The organism is Flavobacterium flabelliforme (genome assembly GCF_017948675.1).
In the GTDB taxonomy this organism is placed as follows: domain Bacteria; phylum Bacteroidota; class Bacteroidia; order Flavobacteriales; family Flavobacteriaceae; genus Flavobacterium; species Flavobacterium pygoscelis.
In genome coordinates this window covers 287,008-312,499 of sequence record NZ_JAGFBU010000002.1, presented here as the reverse complement: position 1 = coordinate 312,499, position 25,492 = coordinate 287,008, and the positions used below count along the sequence as shown (strand labels likewise).

Below are 25,492 nucleotides of genomic sequence, written 5' to 3'. Positions count from 1 at the left end.
ATAAGCGCTTGCAATTTAGCATTAAGAATGAGTCAAATACATCTAAATTGATGTTGTTTTTTCTACCAATTTATTACAATTATTCAAACATTAATATTCCCACTGACGCGTTTTGTTTAATTCTTCTTGTTCTTTGATAATTTCAGCTGGAATTACTTTTAGAAATGAGCAATGTTGTTCAATTGCATATTCTACTTTCTCTACAATTTCATCAATGGTATCGTTATCGTAATCAATATCTAAAGGTTCTTTGATGATAAAAGATTGAAGAATTCCTTTCTTTTTCATTCGCAATCCTTTTTTATCAAACGAGCGACGAAAGCCATCAATTACTATAGGTACAACGATTGGTCTGTGCTGTTTTATAATATGAGCGGTTCCTTTGCGAACAGGTTTAAAAGACTTTGTCGTTCCTTGAGGAAAAGTAATTACCCAACCGTCATTTAAGGCTATTTTTATGTTTTCGGTATCGTCCGGATTAATGTCTTTTTTTTCTTTCACATCTACTCCTTTTGCGCGCCAAGTTCTTTCTACTGATATAGCTCCTGCGTATGCCATTATTCTTGGCAATAATCCAGCACGCATCGTTTCTTTTGCCGCAACATAATAAATATTCATCTTAGGTTGCCACAGATAACACACATTTTTAATGGTATCATCACGACCACTAAGACTTGCATTAAAAACATGAAACATAGCCACAACATCAGCAAAATAAGTCTGGTGATTGGAAATAAAAAGCACGTTGGTTTCTGGTAAATCTCTTATAATTTCTGAACCTTCAATTTGCAATTCATTGAATCCTCTATATCTTTTGTGCGTAATTGCCCCAAAAATTCGAATTAACCATTTTTTTATAAATAATATATGTCCGAAAGGATTTCGTTTAAACAATCCCATAAATTTATTAATTTTTAAAAATTTAATTTACAATATTACGAAAATAATACTTGATGACTTTTACCAGTACGAATAATAATTAGAAATCAAATTTACGATTTCAAAACCCCATTCAAAACATCTTTTAATTCGCTTAACATCATTGCTGTTGCACCCCAGACAATATGATTTTCAATTTTAAAAGCTGGAATATTAATGTTCTCAGAATAAGAAGTTTTAACATTTGTATTTACAACTATACTCTCACTCAAAAAAACGGACAATGGCAGTTCGATAATATCGGCAACTTCTGAAGGTTCTTGAATAAAGGTGAGTTCTTCTTTACTAATTCCCAAAAAAGGATGAACCATAAAGTTACTCGGCGGAATATACAATTGGGTAAATGCTTTTACAATTTCAATTTTTGCAGGTAGAACACCAATTTCTTCTTGCGTTTCTCTAAGCGCTGTAAAAGCAAAATCAGGATCGTCTATTTCATATTTCCCGCCTGGAAATGCAATTTGTGCCGAATGTACGCCTTTATAAGAGTTCCGAACTATAAGTACAAGATGAGGAATTCCTTGTTTAGGATAAAAAAGCATCATTACAGCAGCAATTCTAGCATCAGCAGTTTTTAAATCAAGGTTTTTTAAATCTTTTAAACGTTCTAAAGGTGCCATTTTCTTATGCGCCTCAAATGCAGGAAGTGGTACATCAATTAATTTGGGAACAAACTGTAAAAATTCTTGAAAATCCATAATCAAAGTCTATTTTTGCAAATTGAAATTTAATTCTAAAAGTAGTTAGAAAATACATTTACACCAATTTTCTAACATCAAAATTAATTTATAATGTATAGCAAAGAAGAAACTCAACGATTAAAACGCGAATTCTGGATTGAATTTGCCCAAAAATATCCTCGCAAATGGGTTTTGTATGATACTAAAATTAAAGATTTCTCTTTTAAATTTTATGTTGACAATAAAAAAGCTCAGGTTTTAATAGACATTGAACATCGAAATGATGAAAAAAGAATTGCCTATTTTGAGAAACTAGAAGCGCTAAAAAACATTCTTGAAGACGAATTTATCAAAGATTTAGTTTTCGAAAAAGAACACACCTTGGAAAGCGGAAAGACCATTAGTCGTATTTGGGTAGAAAAGTTAGGTGTTGGTGTTAGTAATAGAAAATACTGGGATGAAATTTTTGAATTTTACAACGATAAAATGAATGCCCTTGAATCCTTTTATTTGGAATATGACTCCTTTATTAAAGATATAGAGGTTTTATAAAAAAGAAAATCATCTTGGCGCTTTGCGTATATTGAGAGCTTCAGTACTGCATCTTTTCTGACAAAACACAACTTCTTGCGAAAGATAAACGTCAATTATGCACTTTTCTCGCAATAGAGCAAAACGGCTGTTAGCGGATAGTGCTTTTAAATTGCTGAATTTCATCATAATCGTTAATTGCTAAAATATCTATTAAGTGAAGCCAGCGAATTTTTCCTTCTTTGTAGTAATTTACTAACTGTTTTTCGGCAATTTTAATTTCATTTTTTACATTTTGCTCAAAATAAATGGTAATGGTTTCATTTTCATTTTCCATTATGATTCGTAAAACATTTTCTACTCCATTCGATAAAGCGTTGTCGTATTCAGTTTTACCTGTCGGTTTCCATTTCCCCTTATAATCTCCTGCGTATATTTCTATTTTTTTAATTTTTTCAATTTCATATTCGATTTTGTCTACTTTAATTTTACTTTCGTGAAATTCAATCGTTCCTTCAAAATACCCTTTTAACTTTTCATACTTAAATTGGACAAAAAGTTTTATAAAAATTCCGCTTAAAACTAAAAGGCAAGCAATAATTCCAAATGTAGCAGCGAAGGTTGTATTAATATTTATCTTCTTAAATAGTATTCCAATTAGGCTTGGACAAACAAATAGTAATGCTAAAGTATTAATTATAAAACTTCTTCCGATATATAATTTATCAACTTTATTAAAGATTTTAAATTCTACCATTTCATAAATTTTCTTATTATTCGGTGTGCTTTTTTAGCATTTCAGCTATTTCAGGCTTGGAATGGAAGATTTTCTTTTCAATTTATTGTCAATTACATATTAAAAATAGTGTACATAATAATGCTATTACCATAATTTATGTACAATTGCTTTCTGTTTTTCTGTTTTTTTCTTGTAATTATAGACAGTGTACAATCGACTCCTTCATTGTCTTTACAAGTAAACGTATATACTAAATCAGTATCATTTTCTTCTTTAGGCAAATAATCTACAATTTCAAAAAGTTGAATAATTTGAGAGTAAACTACAATTCTACTTTTATTGGTATCTAATGTAACTAAGATATTGACTGGACTTAAATCCGACCATTTACCCCATTTTCCTTTTTCATTTTTCTCTAAAACACTAAATCCTGCTGTTTTAAACTTATAATTCTGTGAATAGGAATGCTGCAATCCTAAAATTAGAAAAAGAATAACAATGTATGTTTGTATTTTACTCATTTTTTTAAAATTGAAAATTAACAATCTCTTTTCTGGCAGTTTCAAAATCAGAAATCATTTCCTGAATAATTTCAGCAGCCGGTTTTATTTCTCGAATAATTCCCGCTATTTGTCCTATTTCTAATTCTCCTTCAACTAAATCTCCTTCAAACATTCCTCTTTTGGATCTTGCTCTTCCTAACAAAGTTTGCAATTCTTCTTTCGTCGTTCCTTTTTGATATAAATCCTGAACGTCATGGTAAAACTTATTTTTAATCAACCTAACGGGAGCAAGCTCTTTTAATGTCAATTGAGTTCCACCTTCAGAAACCTCGATAATGGTCTCCTTAAAATTTTGATGTGCGGATGATTCTACAGAAGCAGCAAATCTGCTACCAACTTGTACGCCATCAGCACCTAAAGTCATTACCGCCAACATACCACGGCCAGAACCTATACCACCAGCAGCAATTAATGGAATTTTAATTTTTTCTTTTACCATTGGAATCAAGGTTAAAGTAGTGGTTTCTTCGCGCCCATTATGACCTCCAGCTTCGAATCCCTCAGCAACAATTGCATCTACTCCAGCATCCTGAGCTTTTAATGCAAATAAAGAACTACTCACAACATGCACCACTGTAATTCCATTTTCTTTCAAAAACGAAGTCCATGTTTTAGGATTTCCAGCAGAGGTAAAAACAATTTTAACGCCTTCCTCGACAATAATTTTCATTATTTCTTCGACATTGGGATACAACATAGGAACATTTACCCCAAAAGGTTGAGTAGTTGCTTTTTTACATTTTTGAATGTGTTCTCGCAAGACTTCAGGATACATAGAGCCGGCACCTATCAATCCTAAACCACCTGCATTACTCACAGCACTTGCTAATTTATAACCACTATTCCAGATCATTCCTCCTTGAATGATTGGATATTTAATTTTGAAAAGTTCGGTGATTTTATTCATCTACTATTAAGCTATTACTTTTTAAATATTTTTCCGTTTTTAGAAAAATCAACTGATTCCATTTTATAAAGATACATTCCTTTTTCGAGCGATTTTAATGAAATCGAAGCGGATTCTTGGCTAACTTGTTGTTCTAAAACTTTCTTTCCCGCGAGCGAATAGATAAAAATAGTTCCTTTTTTAAATAGTTCAGGCAAAGAAATCACAACAAAATCACTAGTCGGATTAGGATAAACAATAAAAGAATCATTGGATACAGAGGTTGAATCATTTGCCGTATTGATAGCCAATTGAAAATTGGGAATTCCATATCCATATTGATTGTTGGGCTTTAAGAACTGATCCGAGGACTTGAGTATTAAATCCCTAATTTGTTGGTTTGTCTTTTCGGGAAAAGCTTGCCATAAACACGCTACCATTCCTGCCATTACAGGTCCCGAAAAAGAGGTGCCGTTTGCCGTTACAATGTTACCAAAAGCATCAGATACTACTGTAGCTTGACCTTGTGCCATTACTTCAGGCTTAATCCTACCATCAAAAGCAGGGCCTATTGAACTAAATGAAGCTCTATTTTTAGATGAATTTACGGCACCCACTGAAAGTACCGAAATTGCATCTGCAGGAATAGAAATATAAGGGTCTGATGTACCACCGGAATTACCTGCCGAAGCAACAACAATCATACCTTTACTAAACGCAATTTCTGCACCACGAGACATAAATGAGGTAGCTCCATTCATATCTTTATAAGCATAATTATACGCTTTATTATCAAATTCAAAATATCCTAAAGAAGTAGTAATAATATCAACACCTAAACTATCTGCTTTTTCTGCAGCTTCAACCCAAAGTGATTCTTCTACAGGATTTTCTGAAGTATCATCTTCGGTTATAAACAAATAATAAGAAGCATCCGGCGCAGTTCCTACTAACGAATTCTCTTTATAACCGCCCATTGTTGATAGCACAGAAGTTCCGTGAGAAACACCGGTATAAAAGTCATTATCTCTTGAAACAAAATTATAACCTCCTAAAATTTGATTGTTATCTCGTAATCTTTTAAAAGGTTGCGTGGTGTTTACTCCTGGAAAACCAGCATCCATAACGGCAATAATTTTACCAGAACCCGTATGATTTAATTGATGTAAAACATCCCCATTGAGCATTTTTATTTGATTCGAAGAGGAACCGTATGCATAGTCAATTTTCGAACTTTTAGTTTTACTTGATGATTTGATTTTATTCATCTTAGCTATTTTGCCCGCCTGATTTAATGTCTTATCCGCAAAGTCAATTTTACTAACGAAAGGGAGCTGAGTCAATGTATTGATATCTGCCTGCGAACCGCGAACATGAATAGCATTCAACCATTTTGATTTTGCCATGACCGTAATTCCTGAACTTGCTTTAACAGAATTAATAAAAGAGGCTTCTATTGGAATGTCTTTAAAATCTAAAGCTATCTTTTGATTTGATCTTCTTTCTAAGGCTCTTTGAGAAAGCATTTTGGAAGGCGAATCAAAATAAATTTGAGCATTGCTCTTCGCATTAAAATAAACCCAAGCATCTTGTTGAGAAAAACTAGAAACTGTAACTACGAAAAATAGGAATAGATAAAATTTTCTCATAAACTGCTCGATTTTTATTTTTTTAAATAGGATCGTTATCGTTACAATCTACCAATTATTATATTTTTTAAATAGTACTTTAAAATTATAACGCTAAGAAATAACGCCTGAACCGATCAATTCATCTTCTGAATACCAAGCTGCAAATTGTCCTTCTGTTATTGCGGATTGTGGTTCCTCAAAAGCAATGTACATTTGGTTTTCAAACTGGTATAAAGTAGCTTTTTGCAACGGTTGTCTGTATCTAATTCGAACCATATATTCAGCACTTTCTCCATTGGCTAAAGCCAAATCTTTACGAATCCAATGTACTTCGTCTTTTTCTATACGCAACACTTTCTTGAATAATCCAGGATGCATACTTGTTAATCCTGTATAAATTGTATTGGTTTCAACATTCGTCGCAATAATAAATAACGGATCCGTTGTACCACCAACATTTAATCCTTTACGTTGCCCAATTGTAAAATAATGAGCACCTTGATGTTTTCCTACCACTTTACCCATTTCAGGAGTGTAAGGCAGTTTTTGAGCGGCTGTATTTAATTCTTCTTCAAGAGTTAAACCAACTTGCTTTTCAACACTGTAAATAGGATCGTTTTTATCTATTTGAATAATAATGCCGTCTTTTGGTTGTAGTTTTTGTTGCAAAAACTCTGGCAAACGCACTTTACCTATAAAACATAATCCTTGGGAATCTTTTTTCTCAGCCGTAATCAAATCCATTTGCGCAGCAATTTCTCGTACTTCTGGCTTGGTTAATTCACCAATAGGAAATAGTGATTTTGCTAATTGCTCTTGCGATAATTGACACAAAAAATAAGACTGATCTTTGTTGACATCGGCACCTGCTTTAAGCTGATAAACCGTTTCTCCATTTACATCAATCTCTGTTTTTCTGCAGTAATGTCCGGTAGCCACATAATCGGCACCTAGACTTAAAGCAATTTTCATAAAAACATCAAATTTTATTTCACGGTTACAAAGTACATCAGGGTTTGGAGTTCTCCCTTTTTCGTACTCGTTAAACATATAGTCGACGATTTTCTCTTTATATTCTTCGCTTAAATCAACTGTTTGAAATGGAATCCCTAACTTTTCTGCTACTAATAATGCATCATTACTATCCTCTAACCACGGGCATTCGTTAGAAATAGTCACTGAATCGTCATGCCAATTCTTCATAAAAAGACCAATAACTTCATATCCTTGTTGTTGCAACAAATAAGCTGCAACACTTGAATCTACTCCTCCTGAAAGTCCTACAACAACACGCTTCATCTTCAAAAAATTATATTTTAATAAGGGCACAAAGTTACAAATATTTAAAATAGAAAAAGAGTCGGAATAAAGAACGATACAATCTTTTTTTTAATTTCAAAATAGAAGTATCAGTAGCTTTTTAAAAAATACAATTCAAAAATTTCAGAAATAATTTAAAACAAAAAACCTTCATAATTTAATTTCTGAATATGATAAAAGTCATACAAATTGAACCCTACACGGCGGTATCTTTGTTTAGTGAAAAAAGCAGTACTCATATTAGCCTTACTCTTACTTCTAAAACCAGTATTACCGGTTGTAGATTATGTTGTTAATTATGATTATATCTCAAAAGTACTTTGCGTTAATAAAGATCGTCCTAAAATACACTGCAACGGAAAATGCCATTTAATGAAAGAATTGGCTAAAAATTCCGAAAGTGAAAACCCGATTTCTAATAATAAAAAAATTACTTCTCAAGAAACTGTATTCGTGTTTTTTCAAGAGATTAATTCATTTGTAATTACACCACTTTATTTTCTTAAAACTAAAAGAGCAATAAGTAATTATTCTAATTTGTATTCTTACAAAAGCATTCCCGTTGTTTTTCACCCACCAACCGTTATTTCATAAATTTTAAAAAGTGCAGTTCTTCGACAGATTTATAAAATCTGCTAAAGGGTGCGGTTCCTCTTGTTTGAAAGAAAAATTCTTTTCAAACTGATTCCTTATAAACTTAAATAAAAATAAAATGAAATTTCAATTAAAAAATATAGCCCTTCTTTTAATTACCGCAATCACTTTTTCTTCCTGCACAAATGATAATGAAACCCCTTTTGTAGCCAATGAATTGCAAGGGATAACAAAGATTCAAGAAATTACAAACGACACTCATATTGTAGAATTATATTCCGCTACAGGAAGTTTACAACAAGGATACAACGCCATTTCTCTTCGAATTAAAAATAAAATAACTAATGCATACGACAAAAATGCAACCATTACTTGGGCTCCATTAATGCAAATGACAACTAAATCTCATGCTTGTCCTTATTCTGCCGTTGCAAAAACAGTTGGAAAAGAAACTTTATATAATGGCTATATTGTTTTTCAGATGGCCGAAAACACTATGGAACATTGGTCATTAACCGTAAATTATACTATAAATGGTGTTGCATTTACAGCAAACAAACAAATTAGCGTTCCTGCTTCCGCGAAGCAAAGAGTTACTACTTTTACAGGAACAGATGGTACCAAATACATTGTAGCACTAATTGATCCTGTAACCCCAAAAGTAGCTACAAACGACATGACTGTTGGTGTTTTTAAAATGGAAACTATGTTGTTATTTCCTGTAGTTGATGGTTTTAAAGTAAAAATTGACCCAAGAATGCCAAGTATGTCAAATCACGGATCGCCTAATAATATTGATTTGACACAATCAATTGCAGACAAGTTATATCATGGAAAATTATCATTGACCATGACGGGCTACTGGAAAATTAATCTGCAACTTTTGAATGCTAATAACGAAGTTTTGAAAGGGGAAGCAATTACAGATTTAGTTCCTGCAAGTAGCATTTACTTTGAAGTCGAATTCTAAAAAACCTCATCCGTTTAAAAAGCACGATTCAAATTTATTTTACTTAGACAAATTTGCCACCATTTTTTGATTTTAATTTAATTAAAGTTACAAACTATTATTTGTGCCTTAGTGTCGTTATGGCAAAATAAAAACAATACAATTACAAATCGTGGTAAGAATTTTTTCTTAAATCAAAAAGACCAAAAATCAACTTTTGGTCTTTTTATTAACCTTTTCAATATGAAAAAGATAATACTTCTGATGGTTTTACAATGTTTAGCCACAGTTTCGATTTACGCCCAAGAACAAACAAAAGATACTATTACTCCAAAGGATTTAAATGAAGTTATTGTAATTGGTAAAAAGGCAGAATTAAGTCAAAAACAATCCAAACCATTAGCCACAATAGACGAATATTTACAACAATCTGGCAAAATCGAAATGATCAAAAGAGGTAGTTATGCTTGGGAACCAATGATCAATAACATGGCGACCGAACGAACTTTAATCACAATTGATGGGATGCGCATTTTTGGTGCTTGCACGGATAAAATGGATCCAATTACTTCTTACATCGAAGTTTCTAATTTAGCAGAGGCAACTATAAAATCAGGACAACAAGGCGCTTGTCATGGCGCTACAATTGGTGGCGCGATCGATTTAAAAAGAAACCGAAGTAATTTTGCCGACTTGGGTTGGAAAGCAAGTGTAAACACAGGTTATGAAACCAATAACAATCAGAAAATCTTGGGAACAGCCATTAATTATGTCAATAAATCCTTTTATATAGATACCGATTTTATGTATCGTGATGCTGACAATTATAAAGCTGGTAACAATCAAGAAGTATTGTTTTCGCAATATCGAAAATTCAATATTTCGACCACTTCTGGTTTTCTTTTCAATAAAAACAAACTCATCGAAGGATCGATTATCTATGATAAAGCTACTGATGTAGGTTACCCAGCACTTCCTATGGATGTTTCTTTGGCGGAAGCTTTAATCACCTCACTGAAATTTGAGTATGCTCCAAAATCAGCTAGAATAGATAAATGGGAAACTAAATTATATTACAATACCATTACCCATAGAATGGATGATACCAAACGTCCCGCAGTGCCTATTCACATGGATATGCCAGGTTGGAGTGATACGTATGGATTTTATTCGAAAGCAAAAGGAGTCCTGGATAAGCATCATTTTACAGCCGATTTAAATTCGTTTTATAATCGCTCTATTGCCGAAATGACGATGTATCCTACAGATCCAAACGAAAACTTGATGTTCATGTTTACTTGGCCTGATGTACGAACTTTTTACGGAAGTTTATTTTTAGAAGACAACATCGTTTTGAATACTAATTCGAGTTTAAAATTCTCCGGAAGCTTAGCAAACCATTTCAATAAAGTGGCAGATCAATTGGGTTTAGAAAGTTTACAGATTTTTTATCCTACAATGAAGGATAGCAAAAGCCGAATTTTGAAAAGTATTTCCTCTAATTATTCATACACCAAAAATGGTTTTGTATATGGTTTTGGATTGGCTTATGGCGAACGTGCTCCATCGGTTTCAGAAGGATATGGTTTCTATTTATTTAACAGTTTTGACCGCTATGATTACATTGGAAATCCAGGACTGAAAAATGAAAGTTCAATAGAAGGAAATGCTTCTTTGGGTTATGCCAACAAAAAATTCTCAGCAAAACTCACCTCTTCTTACTTTCATATTTCAAATTATATTATTGGAAAACCAGATGCAACACTTATTCCTATGACTATTGGCGGCAGTGGTGTAAAAATTTACACGGCTTTAGAGTATGCAACTATTTTCAACACTGATTTGAATTTGGAATACCAAATAAACGATCGTTTTAAAGCAAAAGGGCAATTAGTCTACAATTATGGAAAAGACTTTGAAGATAAAAATTTACCTTTCATCAGTCCGTTGCGTTATTCCGCTACTTTAAATTATAAAAAGAATCAGTTTTCCTCAGAAATTATGGTACAAGGAAATGCTACACAAACACAATACAGTCCTTTTTATGGTGAAGACCGTACACCAGATTATGCTATTTTAAATATTGCAACTAGTTATTTATTTGTAGTTGATGGAAGCAAATTGAATGTAAAAGCGGGAATCGAAAATATATTAGATACTTATTATTCTACGTTCTCCGATTGGAATTCTATTCCTAGAAAAGGAAGAAACTTCTTTTTGAATGTCACTTTCTCGTATTAATAACTTTATGAACTTAAAGAAAATCAAATGGTTTACAGCAACTCTTTATTATGCCAAATTGCACAATTTCCACAGATTCACTATGGAAAATTGTGTGATTTTTTAAATCTAAGATAGGAAGATTAACTATTTTAGTTATTATAGCTGTAATCATACTTTACAAAACCACCTCGATTTTCTTTTCTTTCGATGGATTGCTGTACGATTAAATTCGCAACCGTAGTCATATTGTAGAGTTCAAAAAGTTCGGTACTAATTTGGTTATTTTCAACTTTAATTTTTAATTCTTCTTGCCATTTCAACAATTTTTCTTGTGCTTTAAAAAGATCAGCATCAAAACGGACAATTCCTGCACTTTGTCGCATCAAAAGCTGTAATTCACTTTTTAAATTAGTTAGATATTCTGAATTTACACTAGGTTTTAATTCTATTTTGAATTCCGATTTTACATTATTTGCTATTTTATTTTCTGAAGAATTTTGAGCTAAATAATGGTATATTTTATCTGAATACACTAACGCTTCTAATAAAGAATTTGATGCCAATCTGTTCGCTCCATGCAATCCTGTTCTGGAACATTCTCCGCAAGCAAATAAGTTTTTCACATCTGTTTTTCCGTTTTTATCTACACCAATTCCGCCACACAAGTAGTGTTGCGCTGGGATTACTGGAATCCAATCTTTGGCAATATCGATTCCGTTATTTTTGCATCTCTCATAAATCATCGGAAAATGTTTAACAAAAGCTTGTATATCTAGATGTGTACAATCTAGATAAACACATTCCTCAGCTGATTTTTTAAGTTCTAAATCGATGCTTTGAGAAACGATATCGCGTGATGCTAGTTCACCTCTTGCGTCATAATTTAGCATAAATCGATTTCCGTTTTTGGTACGTAAATAAGCACCAAATCCGCGAACAGCTTCGGAAATTAAAAACTTAGAACCGATCGTATTTTCATATAATGCAGTAGGATGAAACTGAATAAATTCCATGTCTCTTATTGCTGCATTTGCTCTGTAAGCCATTGCAATTCCATCAGCAGTTGCAATAATAGGATTGGTCGTATGACCATACAGATGTCCTATTCCGCCAGTAGCAAGTAAGGTATAATCGGATTGAAAGGTAATAATTTGATTGGTTTTCTGATTCAAAGTAACTGCACCAATACAGCATTTATTTTCTGTAATTACGTCTAAGGCAAAATGATGATCTAGAACAGTTATATTCTCTTTTTGATGTACTTGTTCTAAAATAGCGCGTTCAATTTCGTAACCTGTTTGGTCTTTATGATGCACCACTCTATTTTCTGAATGTCCGCCTTCTTTACCTAAATCAAAATTCCCTTTGCTATTTTCATCAAATTTAGCTCCCCAATCCATGAGTTCTTTTAACCGTTTTGGACCTTCAGTTACCACCATTTCAACCACATCAACATCGCACAAACCATCCCCACAGATTAAGGTATCTTCAATGTGCTTTTGGTAGGAATCATGTACTTCGTCAGTAACAATTGCAATTCCGCCTTGAGCGTATTTAGTGTTGGATTCATCAACAGTTGACTTGGTTATAATCGTCACTTTTTTATCTGGAAATCGATCTGCAATCTTGATGGCAAACGTCAATCCAGCCACGCCAGAACCGATAATTAGGTAATTTGTAACTATCATTATTTAGACAATTCAAGCATACGTTCGATGGGAAGTAACGCTCTTTTTCTGATGTTTTCTGGCACCTCAATTTCGGGAGTTTCATTGAGCAAGCAATCATATACTTTTTGAAGGGTATTCATTTTCATATAACCACATTCACTGCAAGCGCAGGTATTATTATCTTTGGCAGGAGCTGGAATTAAAATTTTATGCGGCACTTCTTGTTGCATTTTATGCAGAATTCCTGCTTCGGTCGCTACAATAAATTTAGTGTTAGGATTTGTTTTCACATAATCAATCATTCCCGCTGTAGAACCAATATAGCTCGCTGTTTCTAGAATATGCGTTTCTGATTCTGGATGAGCAATAATGGTTGCTTCGTGATGCAATTTATGCACTTCAATCAATTTATCTAGAGAAAATGCTTCATGAACTACGCAAGAACCGTCCCAAAGTAACATGTCACGTCCGGTTTTACTAATGATATATTTTCCTAAGTTTTTATCTGGTGCAAAAATAATAGGTGTGTCTTTTGGAATTGATTCTACAATTTTCACTGCATTTGATGACGTACAAACAATATCACTTAAGGCTTTTACCTCAGCAGAACAATTCACGTACGTAATCACGATATGATCTGGATGTTGATTTACAAATTTCTCAAATAAATCCGGCGGACAAGATTCTGCTAAGGAGCAACCCGCTTTTAAATCAGGAAGAATTACTTTTTTAGTTGGATTTAATATTTTTGCAGTTTCGGCCATAAAATGTACGCCTGCAAATAAGATAATATCGGCATCGACTTTCATCGCTTCTTGAGATAAACCTAAACTATCACCCACATAATCAGCTACATCCTGAATAGCAGCTTCTTGATAGTAATGAGCCAAAATAACTGCATTTTTTTCTTTCTTTAAGGCCAATATTTTTTCTTGGAGCGTATTCATTTTTCTACTAGATGTTTATATTTTTATAAATTAACTGCTTCAATATTTTTTTGAAGTGTTGTTTTTAGCGCAGTTATAAAAGTGAATAAATGATCTACTTCTACATGATCCATAATAACAATTTTATACCATTGATTATTTCCATCATGTTTTTGCGGAACTAAATCGAATTTTCGAACCAAGTCAGCAGTAATATTATGTGCTTCAATAGTTACAATATTCATAAAAGGTTCTCTAAAATAATGTACGTTCAAAGCCTCTAATTGCTCACAAAGCCATTCGGTTCGCATTTGTAAAACCCTAATTTTTTCACACCAACCAAAAGGACCATAAGTAAATAATATCATCCAAACGGCTACTGCATTTGCTCCAGATCGGCTGCCGCAAAGTGTCAAATCCATTCCTTCAACATATTCAGCTTCCTTAGTAAGTACATTTTCTATTAATCCTTTTCTACAAATAAAAATACCCGTTCCGTACGGAGCTTGAAGCATTTTATGTGCGTCAATAGTAATCGAACTGATTTTAGGATTTTCAAAATTGATCATGCTTTCCTTATTACTAAATGGGTAAACAAAACCGCCGTAAGCAGCATCAATATGAAGTTTATAATGGAGCTTATATTTTTCTAAGACTTGTGTATAATCATCTGGATTTTCTACAGCACCAAACATCGTAGTTCCCATATTTGAGACTACAATAAAGTATTTTTTCCCTTGAGTTTGAGCAGCAACGATCTTTTTTTCTAAAACAGAAACATCAATCAAGCGCTTGTCAAAACTAACAGGAATTTTCAGCCAATCTAACATCAATAAATTCGCCGCTTTAGGAATAGAATAATGAGTATCTTCTGAAGCGATGATAACAATTTCTTCTGGTTTTGCATCAAAATTATTGACAAAATAATTGCGATACATCCAGATAGCCTGAATATTAGCTTCGGTTCCTCCTGTTGCAATATAGCCATCAAAGGAGTTTATTTCTGCCTTAAAAACATCGACAGCAAGAACATTTAGTACTTCTCTTTCGATTTCTTGTGTTCCTTTGAATGCTTTTTCTGAATCACCATAAGTATGACAACCTATATGATTTGGATTGGCTACGTAAGTTTGTAAAATGGGTGCATCTTTTAAAAAAGAGGCTTCTTCATTAAAGACTTTTCCGTCTAATTTAGATGCTGGATACCCTAAAGAAGTATCATGAGAAAAGTTGACATTCTCACTTAATGCGCGTTGAATTCGTACGCTTCTTTCATTAAGTGTATTTTTTTTCCAGAAATACATAATTATAAATTTTATCAAATTTACTTTCTATTACGATTAGAAAACATGATAAATGTTAGGTTTTAAATTTAAAAAACGGAAAAAAAAATTTGAATACTAAATGAATAATAGTTTTAAAAAAAATACAATCAATTACAATTCAATAAGTTGGAAATACAATTAATAATAAAAGAAACGTATGTTTAGAAGTTGACAGATCTTTTCCATCAACTATTTGTTTAATAAAATAGAATAACTTAAAAACTAAATAATCTGTAATATCTAATGAAAAAAAATACAATTTAGATCTCTAATAACGCAAAAAGGTATCACCAGATTTAATTCCTAAAGCTAGCTCTTCAAGATTGGTGTTTTGCAACATAAAAGCCAATTCATTTCTAATAGATTTAAACTTTTCATGAACGGGACATGGATGATCTTCCGAACAATAATTTAAACCTAAACCACAGCCAGTAAAAACTCGATCCCCGTCTAATGCCGTTACAATTTGAGCAAGTGTAATTTCGCTCATCGTTTCTCTTGAAATTTCAAAACCGCCTCCCACTCCTTTTATGGATCGGATAATTGCACTACGAGATAATATTTGCAAAATTTTTGCCGTAAAAGCCTCTGGTGAATCGATTTTCTTGGCAATATCTTTTAATCCTACTCTATTATTTTGATAGGATTGAGAAGCTATAAAAATAGTAGCTCTAATGCCATATTCACAGGTTTTAGAAAACATAGTTATCTTATTACAAAATTGGTATAAAAAAGTATTATTTACCACAAATAATACTATGGATACGTTTTATTGTTGTTGCTTATATCCAAAAAACATCATCTTCTTTTTCTTGAAAAGCTTCATGAGTATGAATTTCGCTAATTTTAGTGAGTTGTTCTGAAGTGGCTTCATTTTGAATTTCTGGAAATAAAATGCGTTCCTCAAAGCGAATGTGTTTTTCAAGTTCTTCCTCAATACGACCTAATGCTTTCTCTAAATCGCTTGTTTGACTAAATAACCTTTTTAGACGTCTGTGATCTGTTAAGGCTTGTTTTACTAATTCATTTGAAGAATCAAGTACGGTGAAAATATACTTTTCTTCTAATATAAAATGAGGTTCTAAGTGGGTACTAAAAAACCAGTCTGCATAATTCTTGATGCGTTCTAATTCAATTTTTTTAGAAAAACCTGTTCGTATTTTCCAGCATAATTGCAAACCATGGTGATGATCATGACTTAATGGTTGTAATTCTATAGCTCTTTTTAAAGGTCTATTTGAAATCATATTATAAAAATTTAAATCGCCCATAACGAATAAAAAAAACCAAAATTAAAGTACTTTTATACTAATTCTGGCAGCTGATCGTATGTGAAAAACCATGTTCAGTAACCTGTTGTGATCATTTGTAAGTTTGGGTCGATAATTATCAGTAAATGATGGCTCACATAAATTTTATTACAATTTCAAAGATACGCTTTCAAAAAGACATTTTCATCTTATTTCCCTCTAAACTGCACTTTAATATTTGCAGTTGAAAGATTTACCTTTTCAATTTCTTTATTAGAATATCCTAACTCCTGTAATGTATTCGCACCATTCATAAAATGTTGAATATAATAATTGCCTTTATAATTTTGTTTTTCAAGATAGGTAACCATTTGTTTCATTTGATTTTCGTTGATCAAATCAGAATGCACTGTCGTTCGAACTTCAAAAGTTAGTCCGCTTGCAATCAATAAACGCAATGATTTTTCAAAAGGATTAAACAAATCAGATTGTGTTATCTTTTCAAAATGTGCTGGCATTGCTTTAAAATCAAGTGCAACATAATCGATCAATTGGTTTTTTAGCAATTCTTGTAAAACAGCTGGTTTTGATCCATTAGTATCTATTTTTACCAGAAAGCCCATTTTTTTAACTTCAGCGATAAGCTTTATACTACTTTTATGCAACAAGCATTCGCCTCCACTAAAAACTACAGCATCTAACAAGTTTTTACGAGAACTCAGAAAAGCAAGTGCTTTCTCGAGAGATATTGTACCTTTTCCTAATACAATTTCAGGATTATAACAATAAAGACAACGCATATTACAACCTGTAAACCAAAGAATACAGGCTGATTTATGCGCATAATCTAATAGCGTAAAAGGAGTTATGCTATAAATAGGAGTACTAACATTTTCCTTCATTGAAATGAGTTCGTTGTTTGTGTTCTCCTTTTTTTCCAATATTAAAACTTTCTACAGGTCTGTGATAGCCCATTACGCGGGTGTACACTAAACATTTTGTTCTTAGGTGTTGCTTTTCTTCTAAAATTGGGTTTGTACTTGTTTTCATAATTTGTTATTTAAAGTTATTGGGTTAATTTAAAATTTTAGTCTCTCTCGGATGACAATACTTTTTTAAACAGACATTTTTACATCTAACAGCTCTTTTTCTATAAGTACTGCATCACAGGATGGACAATATTCGTGTTCTCCAGTTAAATACCCGTGCACTGGACAGACACTAAAGACTGGCGTCACCGTAATATAAGGCAGTTTAAAACTGGATATTACTTTCTTGACAAACTGCTTGCAAGCATCTGGCGAGCTGATTCTTTCGCTCATATATAAGTGCAATACCGTTCCTCCGGTATATTTGCATTGTAACTCATCTTGTAAAAACAAAGCTTCAAATGGATCTTCGGTATAATTTACAGGAATCTGAGAACTGTTGGTGTAATAAATATTTTCTTCCTGTCCTGCCTGATAAATATCTGGAAAACGTTTTTTATCTTCTTTGGCAAAGCGATAAGTTGTTCCTTCGGCAGGTGTGGCTTCTAGATTATAAAGATTTCCTGTTTCTTCTTGAAATTCCTTCATTCTATTTCTGATATGCTCTAAAATTTCAGCAGCAAATTCAATTCCGCTACTAGAAGTAATTGTATCCGTATTCTGAGTGAAATTTAATATCATTTCGTTCATTCCGTTGACACCAATGGTCGAAAAGTGATTTCTAAAATGTTGTAAATAACGTTTAGTATACGGATACAAACCACGATCATACATTTCCTGAATGAACATTCTTTTTTTCTCTAAAGTAGATTTTGATATATATAATAATCGATCTAAATGTTGGTATAACTCCGCTTTATTTCCTTTGAATAAATAACCCAAACGAGCCATATTAATGGTAACTACACCAATGCTTCCCGTCATTTCGGCACTTCCAAAAAGTCCGTTTCCTCGTTTTAATAATTCCCGTAAATCCAATTGCAAACGGCAACACATACTGCGTACTGCATTGGGTTTATAGGCATTTGGATTTTCGACTTTATTGCCATTTTCGTCTATGTTGTATTGACTTCCAATAAAATTTTGAAAATAAGAAGAACCTATTTTAGCGGTATTTTCAAAAAGCAAATCGGTATTTTCTCCTTCCCAATCAAATTCTTCGGTAATATTTACGGTTGGAATTGGGAATGTAAAAGGTTGTCCGTTGGCATCGCCCTCCGTCATTACGGTGTAATATGCTTTATTTATAAGATTCATTTCTTTCTGAAAATGCTCGTAGCGCAAATCGGTTAGTTTTGTAACACCGCGTTCTTTGGCTCTAGCCAAAACATTTTCATTCGTATTTTTTTCAAAAAAATGCAAATCATATTTGGTTGGTATCTGTGTTTTTAAATCTTCTGGCACTACCCAATCTAAAGTGATATTTGTGAAAGGAGATTGTCCCCAACGTGCCGGAACATTAAGGTTGTAAACAAAGCTTCGAACGGCTTTTAAAACCTCATCAAAATCGAGATTATCCTTGAAAACATAAGGCGCTAAATAGGTATCAAACGAACTAAAAGCTTGCGCTCCTGCCCATTCGCTTTGCAAAATTCCAAGAAAATTGGCCATTTGACCTAATGCTTCTCTAAAATGCGAAGGTGCTTTGCTTTCTACTCGTCCGCGAACCCCATTAAATCCTTCGTTGAGTAAAACTCGCAAACTCCAACCGGCACAATAACCCGTTAAACAATCTAAATCATGAATGTGAATATCTCCATTTCGGTGTGCATATCCCTCTTCTTTAGTATATACTTTATCGAGCCAATAATTAGCAATAATTTTTCCCGCTACATTATTTACTAAACCCGCATTAGAATAGGATGTGTTCGCATTAGCATTAATTCTCCAATCCGTTTGTTCGATATATTCCTCAATAGTTTGCGTACTATCTACATAAGTTGTGTCTTCATTTAAACCAGCTACATGCTCGCGTTGTAATTTTCGGGTGTGCCGAAACAACATAAAGGAACGCATGACATCAAAATATTTCTTTGAAAAAAGTTTTTTCTCGATTAAATCTTGAATTTCCTCTACAGACCAAGTTTCCTTAGAGGCTAATTCCAAAAGTAACTCTTCAAAAATGGTCTCATCAACTGCTACGGAAACACTATTAAAACTTTTGTCAATAGCGTCTTTTATTTTAAAAGGTTCAAAAGGCTTGTATTCGCCATTTCGTTTGATAACATATTTTTCCATAGCATTGGTTATTTTTTTTGGTTATTTCTTAGTTCATTTTTCCTCTAAGACACTAATTTGCAAAGGTTTTTTTATTATTTCAGTTAAAAAAAACCACATAGAATCATAAGAATTTAAAAATAAAAAAGGCTCTTATATTGAGTAGAAATCTCCACTCTTATAAGGAAATCATTGCTAATTTGGCCTTAATTATTATTTATCTATGTTTCTATGTGGCTTAGAAGTACTTCAAAGACTCGCTACATTAGTTTATTCAAGTAGCTGAATTTAATTTTTAGTTTCGTTTCTTCGCACTTAATTATTTATTCTTGAGCTGCAAATTTTTGTTCTAAAAGTGCTGCTGCTGGGAATAAAATATTGTTTTCTAAATGAATGTGTTTGTGTAAATCCTGTTCGAAATCTGACAGCATTGCAAAAGTTACTTTGTATGTACTGCATCCGTCAGCTGGTGGTGTATAATTATTAGTTAGTTCCGCAATTTTTACAAAACGATCTCCTTCTGCTTCATGTTCTGCCATCATCATTGCAATTGGATTTTTGACTGTTCCAAAATGAGGTGCTGCAATAGTTTCGTCTGTCAGACTAGCTTTAGCCATTTTTTTAATAAAAGGAAATAGCATCAATTCCTCTTTTTTCATGTGTTGTGCTAATTCGCCGGCACATCCTTTGAAAAGCTCGTTTATTTCGAATAATTCTGGATGAGCAGCTCCATGTACTTTACAAAGTTTATCTAGAAAAGGAAGTAAAATTTGTGTTTTCTCTTCTACGTAACGGTGATGTGTTTTCTCTATATAATCTGCTAATAAGTCTAACGGCCATGATTTAAAATCGATTCCGCTATCATTTTTAGTTGTTAAAACTGCTTCTAACTCTTCTTGTATTACCTCTGTGTCAATATTTTTTTTATCACAAGCTTCTTCTATAGTTCTGTTTCCTTTACAACAAAAATCTATTCCGTATTTTGAAAAAACTGCTGCAGTTCTAAAATCTTTTGCTACATATTCTCCGATTGTTATTTTTTCTAAAGTTTCCATATTTATATTTTTATGTTCAAATGTTTACACAAATTTAGTATTATTTTAAATAAAGGACAAATTTATCCTGTTTAAAATTATAAACTATTTTAGTTTATAAAAATATAGCTATCAATGTATTACGAATTGTATTTTTTATTATTTTATAAATAAATATTTTATTCAATAAAATTAAAAAAAATGATTTTTATCATGTTTTAAAAATATTTTATGACATTAATTTGCACTATATAAATAAAAGACATTTTTGTCCTTTATATAAAAACAATTTTTATTAACTAACAAAAACTGATAATTATGCTTTCAAAATCACAAGCAAGAGCATTTTTTTTGGGAGGAACATTAGTCACCTTTTTAATCTTTATAGGATTGACTATTTATTCGTTCATGCCCCGAAACGATCAAACCAACTACAAGAAGATAACAAAAGAAGTAGTAAGAGGAAAAGAAATTTGGGAACACAACAATTGCATGGGTTGCCATAGTATTATGGGTGAAGGTGGTTATTATGCACCAGAATTGACTAAAGTCCTGGAACGTCGCGGCGAAGGTTATGTTAAAGCCGTTTTAATGTCGCCAGTACCTTGGGGTCCAAAAGGAAGAAAAATGGTCGCTTATAAAATGAGTGAAGCAGATGCCAATGCAATGGTAGCTTACTTTGAATGGATTGGTAAAATAGATTTGAATGGTTTTGATAGAATCGTATCGCCATTAGCAAAAGATGAAGAATAATTTAAAAATACTTAAAAATGAAATATAAATCACAAAAAGTAGCTTACTGGTTTTTTGCCTTGTGCATGCTTTTGTTCTCGCTCCAGATTGTCTACGGATTCATTATGGGTTTTGATCGTATAGGAATACAGGGTTTACACGAAATCATTCCTTTTAACACAGCAAGAGCTGTACACACTAATTTACTAGTAGTTTGGTTATTAACCGGATTTATGGGAGCTGCTTACTACATTATTCCTGAAGAAGCCCAAACCGAATTAATCAGCGTTAAATGGGCATATGTACAATTAATATCCTTAGCTATTGTAGGTGTAGTAGCCATTGTTGGCTTTCACTTTAACCATTGGGAAGGAAGAAAATTTCTTGAGATTCCAAGAGAATTAGATTACTTAGTTGTAGTTAATGTTTTACTTTTCTTAGGTTTAATTCTTGGAACATTGTTTAAGGGAAAACGTCAGACAACGACGGCATTGATCCTAACGATGGGCTTGTTTTTTGCAGCTTTACTTTACATTCCGGGAATGATCTGGTTTGATAGCCAAGTGATGGATTCATTCTTCCGTTGGTGGGTAGTTCACTTGTGGGTTGAAGGAGTTTGGGAATTAATTATGGGAGGTATTCTTTCGTTCTTATTAATCAAATTAACTGGGGTTGACAGAGAAGTTATTGAAAAATGGTTGTATGTAATCGTTGGTCTTACTTTCCTTTCTGGAGTTCTAGGAACTGGTCACCACTACTACTACATCGGTGTAAATAAAATATGGTTGGTTGTTGGTGGAATTTTCTCAGCATTAGAACCTTTAGCTTTCTTAGCCATGGCATTATTTGCTGTAAACATGTACCGAAAAGGTGAAAAAAGTCATCCCAACAAAATTGCATTATTCTGGACTATTGGTTCTGCTATCGTTTCCTTTGTAGGTGCAGGTTTATTAGGTTTTGCTCATACTTTACCACAAACTAACTTATACACACACGGTACATTAGTTACTGCAATGCACGGTCATTATGCTTTTTGGGGAGCTTATGCAATGATTGTTTTAGCAATTATAAGTTACGCACTGCCCAATTTAACAGGTCGTAAACGCTATGAAAGCGCTCAAGGAATGGCTGCGTTTTGGTTAGCAAATGTTGGAATGTTAGGAATGACAGTCGCATTTGGTGTTGCAGGTGTTGTACAAGTATATATGGAACGTAAAATGAAAATGGACTTCATGGACGTACAAAATGAAATCAGTATTCACTTTGTTGTATTGCTTATATGTGCCACTATGTTTACTACCGGAATTGGCTTATTCATCTATGATTTCGTTAAATACGGAAGACCAACAGATGAAGCTTTAGAAGCAGATAATCAAAATCTATAATAAGCTATTATTAAATTCAAAATATTACAAACATTAAAAAAATAACTTACCGGAAAAATACCTGAGGTTATTTTAAACAATGTCTGTTGAACAAAAATTTCCAGAATGCTTTAACTCCCGTTTTTTAGAATTGCATTTCAGAAAAAACAATTGTTATTGTGTTCTGGTTTTTTTTTAAAAACTAAAACAAAATGTTAGAAAACACACCTTATTATCACGCCGTTGGTAAAGAAATAGATGTCTTTAACCATGCATACCAAAATAAAATTCCTTTTTTATTAAAAGGACCTACTGGTACAGGAAAATCACGCTTTGTTGAATTTATGGCTTATCAATTAAAAAAGAAGATTATCACAATAAGCTGTCATGAGGAAACTTCTTCTACTGATTTAATTGGGCGATTTATCATCAAAGGAGCAGAAACCGTTTGGATTGATGGTCCATTAACTACTGCCGTAAAAGAAGGAGCTATCATTTATCTCGATGAGGTTGCGGAAGCACGACCTGATGTCATCGTGGCTATTCACTCATTAACCGATCATAGAAGAGAATTGTTTATAGACAAATTAGGAGAAACCGTTAAGGCTCATGAAAACTTTATGCTTGTAGCCTCTTTTAACCCTGGTTATCAGCGCGGTTTTAAAGAATTAAAACCTTCTACACGTCAGCGATTTATTGCAGTTTCCTTTGATTATCCAGAACCGAAAATTGAAATTGAAATCTTGATCAAAGAAACTCAAGTTGAACCTGAAATTGCTAAAAAATTAGTTTCCATTGGAAATAAAATCAGAAATCTAACTGAATTAGGTCTTACCGAAACTGTTTCTACAAGACTTTTAATAGATGCTGCAAAAATAATTCACAGTGGTCTTCCTAAACGTTTATCGGTTCATGTTGCCATTGTAGAACCTTTATCAGACGATTTACAAACGGTTCAAGCATTGAAGGATTTATGCGATCTAATGATATAAATCTAAGGAAAATTAACCGTTTTTAGTAGTTATATGAATGCTGAATTGGTTACTTTTTTTTTAATAAATACTTCGTAAAAAACATAGTGTCTTTGAGCCTTATTAGCAAAAAAGTTCACTGTGTTACAAAAAGGAATACGCAACACTGAATACTTAAAAAATGGGATTCGAATTAGACGAATATATAGTTGGGAAATTCTTTAAACACTTAAAGAAAACTAAAAAAATAAGTCCCGAAATTCTTGCTAGAACAGTTACGCTGCATGCGATCAAGCCAAGATTGACAATTTTAGCTAGAGCGCTGACAGGAAATCCAATTGAAATCTTTCCCGCAGAACGCGAAGGAGGCTATAAAAATAATAATTTCTTCTTACCCATTTCCTTTGCAGAATTGCCTACAAAAGAAGACAACCTTACTTTCTATTTATTCCGTGTTTTATATTTAAGTATCCAACAACGTTGGAACTTGAATTGGAATTCAGAAGAAAAAGAGCCCACTTTAGAACTTTCACAAAAAAAAGCGTTAGAATCTTCAGAGGTCATATTAGCCATTTTATTTGATGAATTCTCTATTGATAAAAAGTTTCATAACCAATTAATTCAGCATTTCTCAGCAAAAGCAACTCAAAAGACAGCTGCTGATTTTTCTTGGATTTATGGAAAATGGATGCAAAATGATAACGAATCAAAATCAGATAACATCCTTCAGAATTTCTCAGATCTGACCAAAAAAGGAAATGATAATAAACCACTAACAACTTTAAAATCCAAAGCAGTCGAGGAAGTAATTACCGTTGAACTTGATAAAAAGCAACAAGAAGATTATGTATTACTTCACAATTTTGAAAAAGCAGAAACAGCTGAAGAATTCAACGGAACTTGGCGTGATTTTGATGGTTCTGACGAATTAGAAGACCATCAAGAAGCACTGGAAGAATTAAATATGAAATATACTGTACGAGTTGATGATACAGCGCATTCTGTATATCAATCGGATTTTGTGGAGAATACTTCTATCTCTGAAAGTGCCGAAATTGATGCAAAAGGATTTCACCTTACGTACAGCGAATGGGATTTTAGCAAACGCATTTACAAAGAAAATTTCTGCAAAGTGTATCCTAAATCACAGCAGAAAACAGACAATGATTATTACAAAAAAACGATTTCAAAAAACGCTTCTACCTTAATAGGTTTACGCAAAATGTTGTCTAATGTAAACAACCGCATGCAACAGCAAAAACGTCAATTACAAGGAGATGAATTTGATATTGATGCCATTACAGATTTATATGTTGATGTACATTCAAAAAGAACTCCATCCGAAAACGTGTATATTTCAAACCGAAAAAAAGACAAAGATTTGTCTATTTTGATTCTTTTAGATATCAGTTTATCTAGTGACGGATATGCTGCTGGGAATCGTGTGATCGATGTAGAAAAAGAAGTTTCTATTCTCTTTGGAGAAATTCTAAATGAATTTAATATCGATTTTTCAATTGATAGCTTTTACTCGAAAACCAGAAACTTCTCTACTTACTTAACCGTTAAAGATTTTGATGAAAATTGGAATGTTGCTAAAAATAAAATTGGAGCGGTAGAACCAAGTGGTTATACCAGAATAGGTGCTGCACTACGACATGCAGGTGCTAGATTGGACACTAGAAATACCAAAAATAAATGGGTCATCTTAATTTCTGATGGTAAACCCAATGATTACGATAAATACGAAGGAAAATATGGTATCAATGATGTCAAACAAGCGCTTAGAGAATTAAATCAAAGAAATATTAATTCCTATGCTTTGGCCATAGAAGCCCAAGCCAAATATTATTTACCTCAAATGTTTGGGCAAAATCATTACCAAATATTAACAACTCCCGTAGAGCTTTTACAATCTCTAGTGAAGTTGTACGAAAAAATTAAACATCAAAAATAATT

At 32.8% G+C, this 25,492-nt stretch carries 24 protein-coding genes; 8 read left to right on the top strand and 16 right to left on the bottom strand.

What is annotated here, in order from left to right; translation table 11 throughout:
* Positions 1-90: 90 nt before the first annotated feature.
* Complete coding sequence (locus J3S90_RS07705) at positions 91-900, bottom strand: lysophospholipid acyltransferase family protein (RefSeq protein ID WP_188050235.1); 810 nt, start codon at positions 898-900, stop codon at positions 91-93.
* 92 nt (positions 901-992) lie between these two features.
* Entirely contained in the window at positions 993-1,637 is a 645-nt protein-coding gene (locus J3S90_RS07700) for an NUDIX hydrolase (RefSeq protein ID WP_210645711.1), read from the bottom strand.
* A 93-nt stretch (positions 1,638-1,730) separates the two neighbouring features.
* On the opposite strand from J3S90_RS07700, the gene J3S90_RS07695 reads away from it, so the two are divergent.
* Complete coding sequence (locus tag J3S90_RS07695) at positions 1,731-2,171, top strand: DUF4268 domain-containing protein (protein WP_210645710.1); 441 nt, start codon at positions 1,731-1,733, stop codon at positions 2,169-2,171.
* 130 nt (positions 2,172-2,301) lie between these two features.
* Here the strand turns inward: J3S90_RS07695 and J3S90_RS07690 are convergent, their stop codons facing one another.
* The 5 genes from J3S90_RS07690 to mnmA all read right to left on the bottom strand — a co-directional run bounded on the left by J3S90_RS07690 (position 2,302) and on the right by mnmA (position 7,268).
* Entirely contained in the window at positions 2,302-2,907 is a 606-nt protein-coding gene (locus J3S90_RS07690) for a hypothetical protein (protein WP_210645709.1), read from the bottom strand.
* A gap of 92 nt (positions 2,908-2,999) precedes the next feature.
* Positions 3,000-3,410, bottom strand: a complete 411-nt coding sequence (locus J3S90_RS07685) for a hypothetical protein (protein WP_210645708.1) — start codon at positions 3,408-3,410, stop codon at positions 3,000-3,002.
* Positions 3,411-3,414: 4 nt separating this feature from the next.
* Positions 3,415-4,359, bottom strand: coding sequence for an NAD(P)H-dependent flavin oxidoreductase (locus J3S90_RS07680; RefSeq protein ID WP_188050230.1), 945 nt, complete (start codon positions 4,357-4,359; stop codon positions 3,415-3,417).
* A 14-nt stretch (positions 4,360-4,373) separates the two neighbouring features.
* Positions 4,374-5,987, bottom strand: a complete 1,614-nt coding sequence (locus J3S90_RS07675) for a S8 family peptidase (protein WP_210645707.1) — start codon at positions 5,985-5,987, stop codon at positions 4,374-4,376.
* A gap of 93 nt (positions 5,988-6,080) precedes the next feature.
* Positions 6,081-7,268: a tRNA 2-thiouridine(34) synthase MnmA gene (gene mnmA / locus J3S90_RS07670; RefSeq protein ID WP_210645706.1), complete on the bottom strand. Its 1,188-nt coding sequence runs from the start codon at positions 7,266-7,268 to the stop codon at positions 6,081-6,083.
* 210 nt (positions 7,269-7,478) lie between these two features.
* On the opposite strand from mnmA, the gene J3S90_RS07665 reads away from it, so the two are divergent.
* The 3 genes from J3S90_RS07665 to J3S90_RS07655 all read left to right on the top strand — a co-directional run bounded on the left by J3S90_RS07665 (position 7,479) and on the right by J3S90_RS07655 (position 11,073).
* Positions 7,479-7,883 carry a hypothetical protein gene (locus tag J3S90_RS07665; RefSeq protein ID WP_236023909.1) on the top strand — a complete coding sequence of 135 codons (405 nt, stop codon included), beginning with the start codon at positions 7,479-7,481 and terminating at the stop codon, positions 7,881-7,883.
* 118 nt (positions 7,884-8,001) lie between these two features.
* Positions 8,002-8,853 (top strand): hypothetical protein, encoded by an 852-nt coding sequence (locus J3S90_RS07660; protein ID WP_210645705.1) that lies wholly within the window; start codon positions 8,002-8,004, stop codon positions 8,851-8,853.
* A 222-nt stretch (positions 8,854-9,075) separates the two neighbouring features.
* Positions 9,076-11,073 carry a TonB-copper family protein gene (locus J3S90_RS07655; RefSeq protein WP_210645704.1) on the top strand — a complete coding sequence of 666 codons (1,998 nt, stop codon included), beginning with the start codon at positions 9,076-9,078 and terminating at the stop codon, positions 11,071-11,073.
* Between the two features lie 131 nt (positions 11,074-11,204).
* On the opposite strand, the gene nadB is transcribed toward J3S90_RS07655, so the two are convergent.
* The 9 genes from nadB to ric all read right to left on the bottom strand — a co-directional run bounded on the left by nadB (position 11,205) and on the right by ric (position 20,487).
* Positions 11,205-12,743 (bottom strand): L-aspartate oxidase, encoded by a 1,539-nt coding sequence (gene nadB, locus J3S90_RS07650; protein WP_210645703.1) that lies wholly within the window; start codon positions 12,741-12,743, stop codon positions 11,205-11,207.
* The gene (nadA, locus tag J3S90_RS07645) at positions 12,743-13,672 is read right to left on the bottom strand and encodes a quinolinate synthase NadA (RefSeq protein ID WP_210645702.1); all 930 of its coding nucleotides are present in this window, start codon (positions 13,670-13,672) and stop codon (positions 12,743-12,745) included. Before nadA ends, nadB begins: the two co-directional genes overlap by 1 nt.
* 23 nt (positions 13,673-13,695) lie before the next feature.
* Entirely contained in the window at positions 13,696-14,955 is a 1,260-nt protein-coding gene (locus J3S90_RS07640) for a pyridoxal phosphate-dependent decarboxylase family protein (RefSeq protein WP_210645701.1), read from the bottom strand.
* A 289-nt stretch (positions 14,956-15,244) separates the two neighbouring features.
* The gene (locus tag J3S90_RS07635) at positions 15,245-15,679 is read right to left on the bottom strand and encodes an RrF2 family transcriptional regulator (protein ID WP_188050222.1); all 435 of its coding nucleotides are present in this window, start codon (positions 15,677-15,679) and stop codon (positions 15,245-15,247) included.
* A 79-nt stretch (positions 15,680-15,758) separates the two neighbouring features.
* Positions 15,759-16,223, bottom strand: coding sequence for a hemerythrin domain-containing protein (locus J3S90_RS07630; protein ID WP_188050221.1), 465 nt, complete (start codon positions 16,221-16,223; stop codon positions 15,759-15,761).
* A gap of 212 nt (positions 16,224-16,435) precedes the next feature.
* Entirely contained in the window at positions 16,436-17,128 is a 693-nt protein-coding gene (locus tag J3S90_RS07625; RefSeq protein WP_210645700.1) for an anaerobic ribonucleoside-triphosphate reductase activating protein, read from the bottom strand.
* Positions 17,112-17,276, bottom strand: coding sequence for an anaerobic ribonucleoside-triphosphate reductase (gene nrdD, locus J3S90_RS07620; protein WP_074517139.1), 165 nt, complete (start codon positions 17,274-17,276; stop codon positions 17,112-17,114). Before nrdD ends, J3S90_RS07625 begins: the two co-directional genes overlap by 17 nt.
* 65 nt (positions 17,277-17,341) lie before the next feature.
* Positions 17,342-19,453, bottom strand: coding sequence for a ribonucleoside triphosphate reductase (locus J3S90_RS07615; RefSeq protein ID WP_210645699.1), 2,112 nt, complete (start codon positions 19,451-19,453; stop codon positions 17,342-17,344).
* A 302-nt stretch (positions 19,454-19,755) separates the two neighbouring features.
* Entirely contained in the window at positions 19,756-20,487 is a 732-nt protein-coding gene (ric, locus tag J3S90_RS07610; RefSeq protein ID WP_210645698.1) for an iron-sulfur cluster repair di-iron protein, read from the bottom strand.
* A gap of 297 nt (positions 20,488-20,784) precedes the next feature.
* Here ric and J3S90_RS07605 point away from each other — a divergent pair, with 297 nt between their 5' ends.
* The 4 genes from J3S90_RS07605 (at position 20,785) to J3S90_RS07590 (ending at position 25,490) form a co-directional block, all read left to right on the top strand.
* Entirely contained in the window at positions 20,785-21,219 is a 435-nt protein-coding gene (locus tag J3S90_RS07605) for a c-type cytochrome (RefSeq protein ID WP_188050216.1), read from the top strand.
* A 17-nt stretch (positions 21,220-21,236) separates the two neighbouring features.
* A complete protein-coding gene (locus J3S90_RS07600; RefSeq protein WP_210645697.1) occupies positions 21,237-22,583 on the top strand; it encodes a cbb3-type cytochrome c oxidase subunit I in 1,347 nt (448 codons plus the stop codon).
* Between the two features lie 191 nt (positions 22,584-22,774).
* Positions 22,775-23,554: a CbbQ/NirQ/NorQ/GpvN family protein gene (locus J3S90_RS07595; RefSeq protein ID WP_210645696.1), complete on the top strand. Its 780-nt coding sequence runs from the start codon at positions 22,775-22,777 to the stop codon at positions 23,552-23,554.
* 160 nt (positions 23,555-23,714) lie between these two features.
* Positions 23,715-25,490: a nitric oxide reductase activation protein NorD gene (locus tag J3S90_RS07590; RefSeq protein WP_210645695.1), complete on the top strand. Its 1,776-nt coding sequence runs from the start codon at positions 23,715-23,717 to the stop codon at positions 25,488-25,490.
* Positions 25,491-25,492 lie beyond the last annotated feature (2 nt).

Coding starts and splice junctions, on each gene's coding strand:
- J3S90_RS07705 (WP_188050235.1), bottom strand. CDS start 900: ATGGGATTGTTTAAACGAAATCCTTTCGGACATATATTATTTATAAAA.
- J3S90_RS07700 (WP_210645711.1), bottom strand. CDS start 1,637: ATGGATTTTCAAGAATTTTTACAGTTTGTTCCCAAATTAATTGATGTA.
- J3S90_RS07695 (WP_210645710.1), top strand. CDS start 1,731: ATGTATAGCAAAGAAGAAACTCAACGATTAAAACGCGAATTCTGGATT.
- J3S90_RS07690 (WP_210645709.1), bottom strand. CDS start 2,907: ATGGTAGAATTTAAAATCTTTAATAAAGTTGATAAATTATATATCGGA.
- J3S90_RS07685 (WP_210645708.1), bottom strand. CDS start 3,410: ATGAGTAAAATACAAACATACATTGTTATTCTTTTTCTAATTTTAGGA.
- J3S90_RS07680 (WP_188050230.1), bottom strand. CDS start 4,359: ATGAATAAAATCACCGAACTTTTCAAAATTAAATATCCAATCATTCAA.
- J3S90_RS07675 (WP_210645707.1), bottom strand. CDS start 5,987: ATGAGAAAATTTTATCTATTCCTATTTTTCGTAGTTACAGTTTCTAGT.
- mnmA (WP_210645706.1), bottom strand. CDS start 7,268: ATGAAGCGTGTTGTTGTAGGACTTTCAGGAGGAGTAGATTCAAGTGTT.
- J3S90_RS07660 (WP_210645705.1), top strand. CDS start 8,002: ATGAAATTTCAATTAAAAAATATAGCCCTTCTTTTAATTACCGCAATC.
- J3S90_RS07655 (WP_210645704.1), top strand. CDS start 9,076: ATGAAAAAGATAATACTTCTGATGGTTTTACAATGTTTAGCCACAGTT.
- nadB (WP_210645703.1), bottom strand. CDS start 12,743: ATGATAGTTACAAATTACCTAATTATCGGTTCTGGCGTGGCTGGATTG.
- nadA (WP_210645702.1), bottom strand. CDS start 13,672: ATGAATACGCTCCAAGAAAAAATATTGGCCTTAAAGAAAGAAAAAAAT.
- J3S90_RS07640 (WP_210645701.1), bottom strand. CDS start 14,955: ATGTATTTCTGGAAAAAAAATACACTTAATGAAAGAAGCGTACGAATT.
- J3S90_RS07635 (WP_188050222.1), bottom strand. CDS start 15,679: ATGTTTTCTAAAACCTGTGAATATGGCATTAGAGCTACTATTTTTATA.
- J3S90_RS07630 (WP_188050221.1), bottom strand. CDS start 16,223: ATGATTTCAAATAGACCTTTAAAAAGAGCTATAGAATTACAACCATTA.
- J3S90_RS07625 (WP_210645700.1), bottom strand. CDS start 17,128: ATGAAGGAAAATGTTAGTACTCCTATTTATAGCATAACTCCTTTTACG.
- nrdD (WP_074517139.1), bottom strand. CDS start 17,276: ATGAAAACAAGTACAAACCCAATTTTAGAAGAAAAGCAACACCTAAGA.
- J3S90_RS07615 (WP_210645699.1), bottom strand. CDS start 19,453: ATGGAAAAATATGTTATCAAACGAAATGGCGAATACAAGCCTTTTGAA.
- ric (WP_210645698.1), bottom strand. CDS start 20,487: ATGGAAACTTTAGAAAAAATAACAATCGGAGAATATGTAGCAAAAGAT.
- J3S90_RS07605 (WP_188050216.1), top strand. CDS start 20,785: ATGCTTTCAAAATCACAAGCAAGAGCATTTTTTTTGGGAGGAACATTA.
- J3S90_RS07600 (WP_210645697.1), top strand. CDS start 21,237: ATGAAATATAAATCACAAAAAGTAGCTTACTGGTTTTTTGCCTTGTGC.
- J3S90_RS07595 (WP_210645696.1), top strand. CDS start 22,775: ATGTTAGAAAACACACCTTATTATCACGCCGTTGGTAAAGAAATAGAT.
- J3S90_RS07590 (WP_210645695.1), top strand. CDS start 23,715: ATGGGATTCGAATTAGACGAATATATAGTTGGGAAATTCTTTAAACAC.